General features: G+C 61.4%; 7 protein-coding genes. All 7 read left to right on the top strand.

Annotated elements, in window-relative coordinates:
• The coding region (locus tag GX108_07265) for a hypothetical protein (protein ID NLO56830.1) at positions 1–163 on the top strand (163 nt) is incomplete at its 5' end.
• Positions 150–1,877, top strand: a complete 1,728-nt coding sequence (gene mrdA, locus GX108_07260) for a penicillin-binding protein 2 (protein ID NLO56829.1) — start codon at positions 150–152, stop codon at positions 1,875–1,877. The genes GX108_07265 and mrdA, both read left to right, overlap by 14 nt.
• 28 nt (positions 1,878–1,905) lie before the next feature.
• Positions 1,906–2,586: a hypothetical protein gene (locus tag GX108_07255; protein NLO56828.1), complete on the top strand. Its 681-nt coding sequence runs from the start codon at positions 1,906–1,908 to the stop codon at positions 2,584–2,586.
• 47 nt (positions 2,587–2,633) lie between these two features.
• A complete protein-coding gene (minD, locus tag GX108_07250) occupies positions 2,634–3,449 on the top strand; it encodes a septum site-determining protein MinD (GenBank protein ID NLO56827.1) in 816 nt (271 codons plus the stop codon).
• Positions 3,450–3,452: 3 nt separating this feature from the next.
• The gene (gene minE / locus GX108_07245; GenBank protein NLO56826.1) at positions 3,453–3,728 is read left to right on the top strand and encodes a cell division topological specificity factor MinE; all 276 of its coding nucleotides are present in this window, start codon (positions 3,453–3,455) and stop codon (positions 3,726–3,728) included.
• A complete protein-coding gene (gene rodA / locus GX108_07240; GenBank protein NLO56825.1) occupies positions 3,725–4,840 on the top strand; it encodes a rod shape-determining protein RodA in 1,116 nt (371 codons plus the stop codon). Before minE ends, rodA begins: the two co-directional genes overlap by 4 nt.
• Positions 4,841–4,903: 63 nt before the next feature.
• On the top strand, positions 4,904–6,391 hold a 1,488-nt coding region (locus tag GX108_07235; GenBank protein NLO56824.1), incomplete at its 3' end, for a TIGR03960 family B12-binding radical SAM protein.

Below are 6,391 nucleotides of genomic sequence, written 5' to 3'. Positions count from 1 at the left end.
GGCGCAGGCTTTCGTGAGCCTGGCGAGGTTCGTCTCCTGGGGAGGCTTCCAGGGATCTCTCACGGAAGCTTTTGTTTTCCAGTTGTGCGCCGCCGTACCCGTGATAATAGTGATGGCGCTCACGGTGGCGGCGAGAATGAGTGATGAAAATGCCAAGCACTAGGGTGTCGCTGTTGACGAGGCTCAGCCTCTGGAGGATCCTGGTGATGCTCTCCCTGGTCCTCCTCCTGGTGGCCTTTTTCAGGCTACAGGTCCTCCAGGCCGACCTTTACGTCAACCTGGCGGCCAGGAACAGGCTGCGACTGGTCAGGATGCCTCCGGCCAGGGGGAGAGTGCTGGATGCGAACGGGACCGTCCTGGCCACCAACGTCCAGACCTTTGACCTCATGGTCTACCCGCTGGACCTGCAGGACCGTGAGACCGCCGCCGAAGTTAGCCGTTTCCTCAACGCCAGGGGAATTCCCCTGGGCGAGGAACAGATGCTGGCCAGGGTGGGAAAGCAATATACCGTTCCCTACAGGGCGGTTACCCTCCTTCCCAACCTGACCCTTGCGCAGTTGTCCTCCCTGGTGAGTGCCCCCGACTTTCCGGGGCGACTCATACCGGTGCCGGTCTGGAGGAGGGTCTATCCCGCCGGCCCCTTGGTGGCCCACGTGCTGGGTTACGTCGGCGAGGTCACCAGGGAGGAGTTGCAGCGCTATGCCCCCGATGATTACCGGGGAGGGGATTTTGTCGGTAAGGGCGGTATCGAGGAGTATTACGAGGGCATCCTCAGGGGAACGCCCGGGGAGGAAGCCCTGGAAGTCGATGCCAGGGGCAGAAAGGTAAAGCGGATCGCCTATCTTGAGCCCCGGCGAGGAGAGGACCTCCAGTTGGCCCTGGACCTCGGGGCCCAGAGGCTCGCTTCGGATTTGATGGCGGGAAGGGTTGGCGCGGTTTTCGCCATGGATGTCAGTAATGGGAACGTGAAGGTCCTTTTTTCCTCGCCCGGCTTCGACGCCAACCCCCTCGCATGGGGGATTTCGGGAAGGGAATGGAATGAATTGGTCAGGGATCCCCTCCGCCCGATGCTCAACAGGGTTATCGCCGGCACCTACCCTCCGGCCTCGACCTTTAAGGTCGTGCCGGCCTTCGCGGCGCTGGCCGAGAATGCCGTAACCAGGGGGACTACCTTCACCTGCACCGGCGCCACGAGAGTTGGGAACAGGCTCTTCCGTTGCTGGAAGAGGGAAGGGGGACACGGCGCCGTCAACGTCGTGACGGGAATCCGCGATTCCTGTGATGTCTACTTCTACCAGACCGGGCTCAGGGTAGGTATAGACAAGCTGGTGAAGTGGGCCTCAGCCTTCGGAGTCGGGGAACCGACGGGCATAGACCTCCCCGGCGAGGCGCGGGGCAACGTGGCCGGGCCGGCCTGGAAACTGGAGCGTCTCAAGGAGAAATGGTACCCTGGCGATACGGCCAACTACTCCATCGGCCAGGGTTTCCTTCTCCTGACCCCGATCCAGTTGGCGAGAATCTACGCGGCCATAGCGAACGGTGGCAGCCTGGTCACGCCGAGGCTGCTGAAGGGGTCCGAGGCCCTGGCCTCGCCGAGCCTCCCAGAAAAGCCCCTGCCGATCGTGAGGCAGGGTGTCGAGGAGGCGGTCCTCAGGGGCACGGGGCGCCGGGCCGGGCTCTACGGAGTCTCCGTGGCGGGGAAGACCGGTACCGCCGAGAATCCCCATGGCGACGACCATGCCTGGTTCGTGGGGTACGCTCCGGTCGAGAGCCCCAGGTACGTCGCGGTGGCCCTCGTCGAGGCCGGTCTTCATGGCAGTTCCGCGGCCGGTCCTATCGTGGGGGAACTTCTCGGGTACCTCTGCAAGTTCGACTGACCCAAAAAAAGAAAGACGGAGGACAGCGATGACCGCCAGGAGCGGCAAGGATAAACTGGAACTGAGAGGTGAGGGGGGCCACCTAAGGCTCAAAGTCCCCCCGGGCTTGAAGGGAAAGGGCATCGGCGCGCAGGCCGGGGACTTTCTCGAGAAGGCCGCGGCGATCCTGAAGGAAGCCCCGGTCGTCGTCGACATCGAAGGGGAGGGGTGGAGCAGGGATGACATACTCTCCATCCTGGAAAACGTCGTTCTACCGGCGGGGGCGTCGGTCCTTTCGTGGTCCCCTGAAGAAGATGATGTCAGGTCCTGGATGAAAAGAGAAGGTTTCGCACTTTTGCCCTCCGCCGCCGAGAGGGAAGCGCCGAAACCGGTACGCCCCGTCGCGGAGAGCCTCGTGGTCGACGAATCCCTGAGGTCGGGCATGAAGGTCGATCACGACGGCGATGTAATGGTCCTGGGCAATGTCAACGAGGGGGCCGAGGTCTTCGCCGGTCGATCGGTGCTTGTCCTGGGCCGCCTCCGCGGTCTTGCCCACGCGGGGTTGACCGTTCCCGGAGAGGCCCTTATCGTAAGCGGACAATTCGAGGCGAGCCAGGTGAGGATCGGCGACCGGATAAGTTACATGGATGATAGTTGCCCCTGGTGGGGTAAGACGGTCAGCATGAGGATCCTCGACGGTTCGATCGTGGTCAGGGAGGTAATTCCTTGAGTAACAAGGAAAAAGTCGGCCCATCGGCTGAAACGGAGGAATCGCGCATGGAAACCCGAATCATCGTAGTCACTTCAGGAAAAGGAGGGGTGGGAAAAACTACCGTTACGGCTAACCTCTCCGCCCGACTCGCCATGGAAGGGAACAAGGTCGTCGCGATGGATGCCGATATCGGATTGCGAAACCTTGACGTCGTAATGGGCCTGGAGAACAGGATAGTTTTCAACATGGTCGATGTCCTCGAGGGCGCCTGCAAACTCCCACAGGCCCTCGTGAGGGATAAACGGGTCGAGAACCTTTATCTCCTACCTGCTGCCCAGACCAGGACCAAGGATGCCGTAACCTCGGACCAGATGAAGAGCCTCTGCGACTCCCTGAGGGGCGACTTCGACTTCGTCCTCGTCGACAGCCCCGCCGGGATAGAATCGGGTTTTCGCAACGCGGCCGCCGGCGCCGATGAAGCCCTGGTAGTAGCGACACCCGAAGTTTCCTCCGTCAGGGACGCTGACAGGATCATCGGCCTCCTAGAGTCTTTCGGTAAAAGGTCCATCAACCTCATCGTGAACCGGGTCAGGCCCGAGATGGTCCGCAAGGGGAAGATGCTGGGCGTCAACGACGTCATGGAAATCCTTGCCGTGGATATGATAGGGATAATCCCCGAGGACGAAAGCGTCGTCGTATCCACCAACAGGGGTGAACCCCTGGCCCTGACCAATCCCTCTCCCGCCTCTAGGGCCTTCGAGAAGATCGCCGGCAGGATTATGGGAAAGGATATACCCCTCCAGGGTCTGGACGAACTGGAAGAGAAGGGCCTGCTCGCAAACTTCATCAAACTCTTTGGACGACGGGAAGGGAGGGGTTAGGAGATGGGGTTTCTGGACAGGTTTTTCCGCAGGGAGACACCCAGGCAGTCGGCCAGGGAGAGGCTCCAATTGGTCTTGATCCATGATAGGGCCGATATCTCGCCGGGCACCATGGAGCAGATAAGAAAAGACCTGATAAGGGTCATAAACAATTACATGGTCATCAATGAAGAGGGCATCGAGATGGACCTCGAGAGAGAGGGGAGGTCCGTCGCCCTGGTGGCGAGCATACCCGTCATCGAGGTCAAAAGAAAACGCGCCAGGAAGGGAGATAAATGACAGCCCTGGGGCAATTGCGCGAAGAACTGTCCAGGCTGAAGGATATCGACAGGATCCTCATCGCTTCGGTTGTTCCCCTCCTGGTCGTCAGCGTCCTGTCCATCTACAGCGCTCTCGCCGGGAAGGGCGTGGTGGCTATGGACATGGCCCTTAAACAGTCGGCCTGGTGCGTCCTTGGCGCCATTGCCTTCTCCATGGCCTTCACCATCGGGTACGAGCGAACACTCAAGTACGCGTACTGGATCTATGCCGGCGCGCTTTTGTCCCTTGTCGCCGTCCTGGTGGTGGGCTACACCGCCAAGGGTGCGACAAGCTGGTTCGACTTCGGGGCCTTCCGGTTCCAGCCCTCGGAACCGGCGAAACTGGCCTTGTCGACCGTGCTGGCCGTTTTCCTCTGCCGTTACCCGCCGAAGGACCTTGCCAACATCTCCGGGGTCCTCTTGCTGTCATCCCTCGTCGTCGTGCCGGTGTTCCTGCAGCCTGACCTCGGGGGGGTCATCGTTTATGCTTTCATGATCTTTGTCGCCCTGGTCCTGGCCGGGATGCCCCGAAAGTACATCCTGCTGCTGGCGGGGATAGCATTGCTTTCGCTCCCGGTGGGTTGGTCGCTGCTTAAGGAGTACCAGAAACTGAGGATGCTCGTCTTCCTGAACCCGTCCATCGATCCGCTCGGGGCGGGTTACAACGTCATCCAGTCCCGGATCGCCGTGGGGGCCGGTGGATTTTTCGGGAAGGGGTTCCTCCAGGGCACCCAGAGCCGGCTCCATTTTCTGCCCGAGGCCCACACGGACTTCGTCTTCAGCGTCTTCTCCGAGGAGTTCGGCTTCGCGGGCGCCTCCGTGGTCCTCGCTCTTTTTGCGATCCTGCTGTGGAGGATGCTCAGGACAGCGGCTAGGTCGGGCGACCCCAGGGCGAGGATACTCGTGGGGGCGGTCTCGGCCTGGATTTGGTTCCAGCTCTTCGAAAACATCGCCATGGCGGTGGGGATAGCCCCGGTCACGGGCCTGGCCCTTCCCTTCGTCAGTTACGGGGGTAGTTCCATGGTCTCCCTGGGCGCGGCCCTCGGCTTGGTCCAGAGCGTTCATGTTTCATCGAGGCCTCAATATGAGTGAAGTGTCGTCGGAGGCTTTTTGATGCGCCGCGCTTTCGCTGAACTGGAGGATCCGCTCTGGCGGATGCTTTCCTCGATGAAGAGGCCCTCCCGGTATGCCGGGGGCGAGTGGGGGGCCGCCGGCGGTCACGTCCTGGGGGAGGAAAAAGTATCCCTTTGCCTGGCCTTCCCCGATGTCTACGAGGTGGGCATGAGCTACCTGGGTTTCCAGATCCTTTACGATCTGGCGTCGAGGACCGAGGGAGTCAGGGTCGAGAGGGTTTACTGCCCTTGGACCGACGCAGAATCATTCATGCGTGAAAAGGGCATGAGGTTGTGCTCCCTCGAGACTCAAAAGCCGCTTTCGTCCTTCGATATGGTCGGCTTCACCCTTCAGTACGAATTGGCCGGCACGAACATCCTGACCATGCTCGATTTGGGCGGTATCCCCCTGAAGGCATCGGAAAGGGGAGAGGGCGACCCCCTCGTTGTGGCGGGCGGACCCGGCGCCTTCGCCCCGGAGTCCCTGGCGCCTTTTTTCGATGCCTTCTGCGTGGGCGACGGCGAGCTCCTTTTACCGGATCTTTTCTCCCTCTTCCAGGGGAAGCGCCGTCCTCGAAAGGAAATCCTGGAAGAACTGTCCGAGATTGAGGGGTTCTACGTACCGGCCCTTCACCGGGGCGGGACCGTGAAGAGCAGGATCCTGATGGACCTGGACAAGGGGTTCATCCCGTCGGGGATGATCGTCCCCTCCAGCGAGATCATCCACGACAGGGTCGCCGTGGAGGTCTTCCGGGGGTGCACCAGGGGTTGTCGCTTCTGCCAGGCCGGCATGATATCGAGGCCTCTCAGGGAGAGGTCCCCCGGCGTGGTGGCCCAAGTGGCGAGGAACCTGCTCGATAAAACCGGCTATGACGAGGTCGGGCTGGTGTCGCTGGCGACCTGTGACTATAGCGGCATTGAAAAAGTGGTGGACCTCCTGGGTCCCGAGTTCTCCGAAAAACACTACAGGCTCTCACTGCCCAGCCTGAGAATGGACGCCTTCTCCGTGGGGCTCGCGACGCGCCTCGAGGAACTGGGCCGGGGAGGGCTGACCTTCGCCCCCGAGGCCGGGACCCAGAGGCTTCGGGACGTGATCAACAAGGGCATCACGAGGGGCGACATGGAGGATACCTTCCGGGAGGTCTTCTCCAGGGGTTGGGACAGGGTGAAACTCTACTTCATGATGGGCCTGCCCACGGAGACGATGGAGGATATCGACGCCATCATGGAGGTCTCCCTTCTCGCCCGGGACATGGGGAGGAAACAGGGAAAGAGGCCCAGGATAGCGGTCTCCGTGGCCGGATTTGTCCCCAAGCCCCACACTCCCTTCCAGTGGGAAGCCCAGGCCACCGAGGAGGACCTGGCCATGAAGGGCGGCACCCTCAAGAGGTTGGCCAAAAGAGCCGGGATTGTGCTGAATTACCATGAACCGGCCCAGACCTTCCTCGAGGGAGTCATAGCCAGGGGCGACCGCGGGATAGCCGACGTGATTGAGAAAGCCTGGAAGAGCGGCGCCCGCTTCGACGGCTGG

Origin of the sequence: Thermovirga sp., from assembly GCA_012523215.1 — a bacterium.
GTDB lineage: Bacteria > Synergistota > Synergistia > Synergistales > Thermovirgaceae > 58-81.
Note: the sequence above shows the minus strand (reverse complement) of the source record. Positions and strands in the feature narration are given on the sequence as shown.

Bases quoted from the DNA above. Each gene is read 5' to 3' on its own strand.
- rodA (NLO56825.1), top strand. From the start codon at position 3,725: ATGACAGCCCTGGGGCAATTGCGCGAAGAACTGTCCAGGCTGAAGGAT.
- mrdA (NLO56829.1), top strand. From the start codon at position 150: ATGCCAAGCACTAGGGTGTCGCTGTTGACGAGGCTCAGCCTCTGGAGG.
- minD (NLO56827.1), top strand. From the start codon at position 2,634: ATGGAAACCCGAATCATCGTAGTCACTTCAGGAAAAGGAGGGGTGGGA.
- GX108_07255 (NLO56828.1), top strand. From the start codon at position 1,906: ATGACCGCCAGGAGCGGCAAGGATAAACTGGAACTGAGAGGTGAGGGG.
- minE (NLO56826.1), top strand. From the start codon at position 3,453: ATGGGGTTTCTGGACAGGTTTTTCCGCAGGGAGACACCCAGGCAGTCG.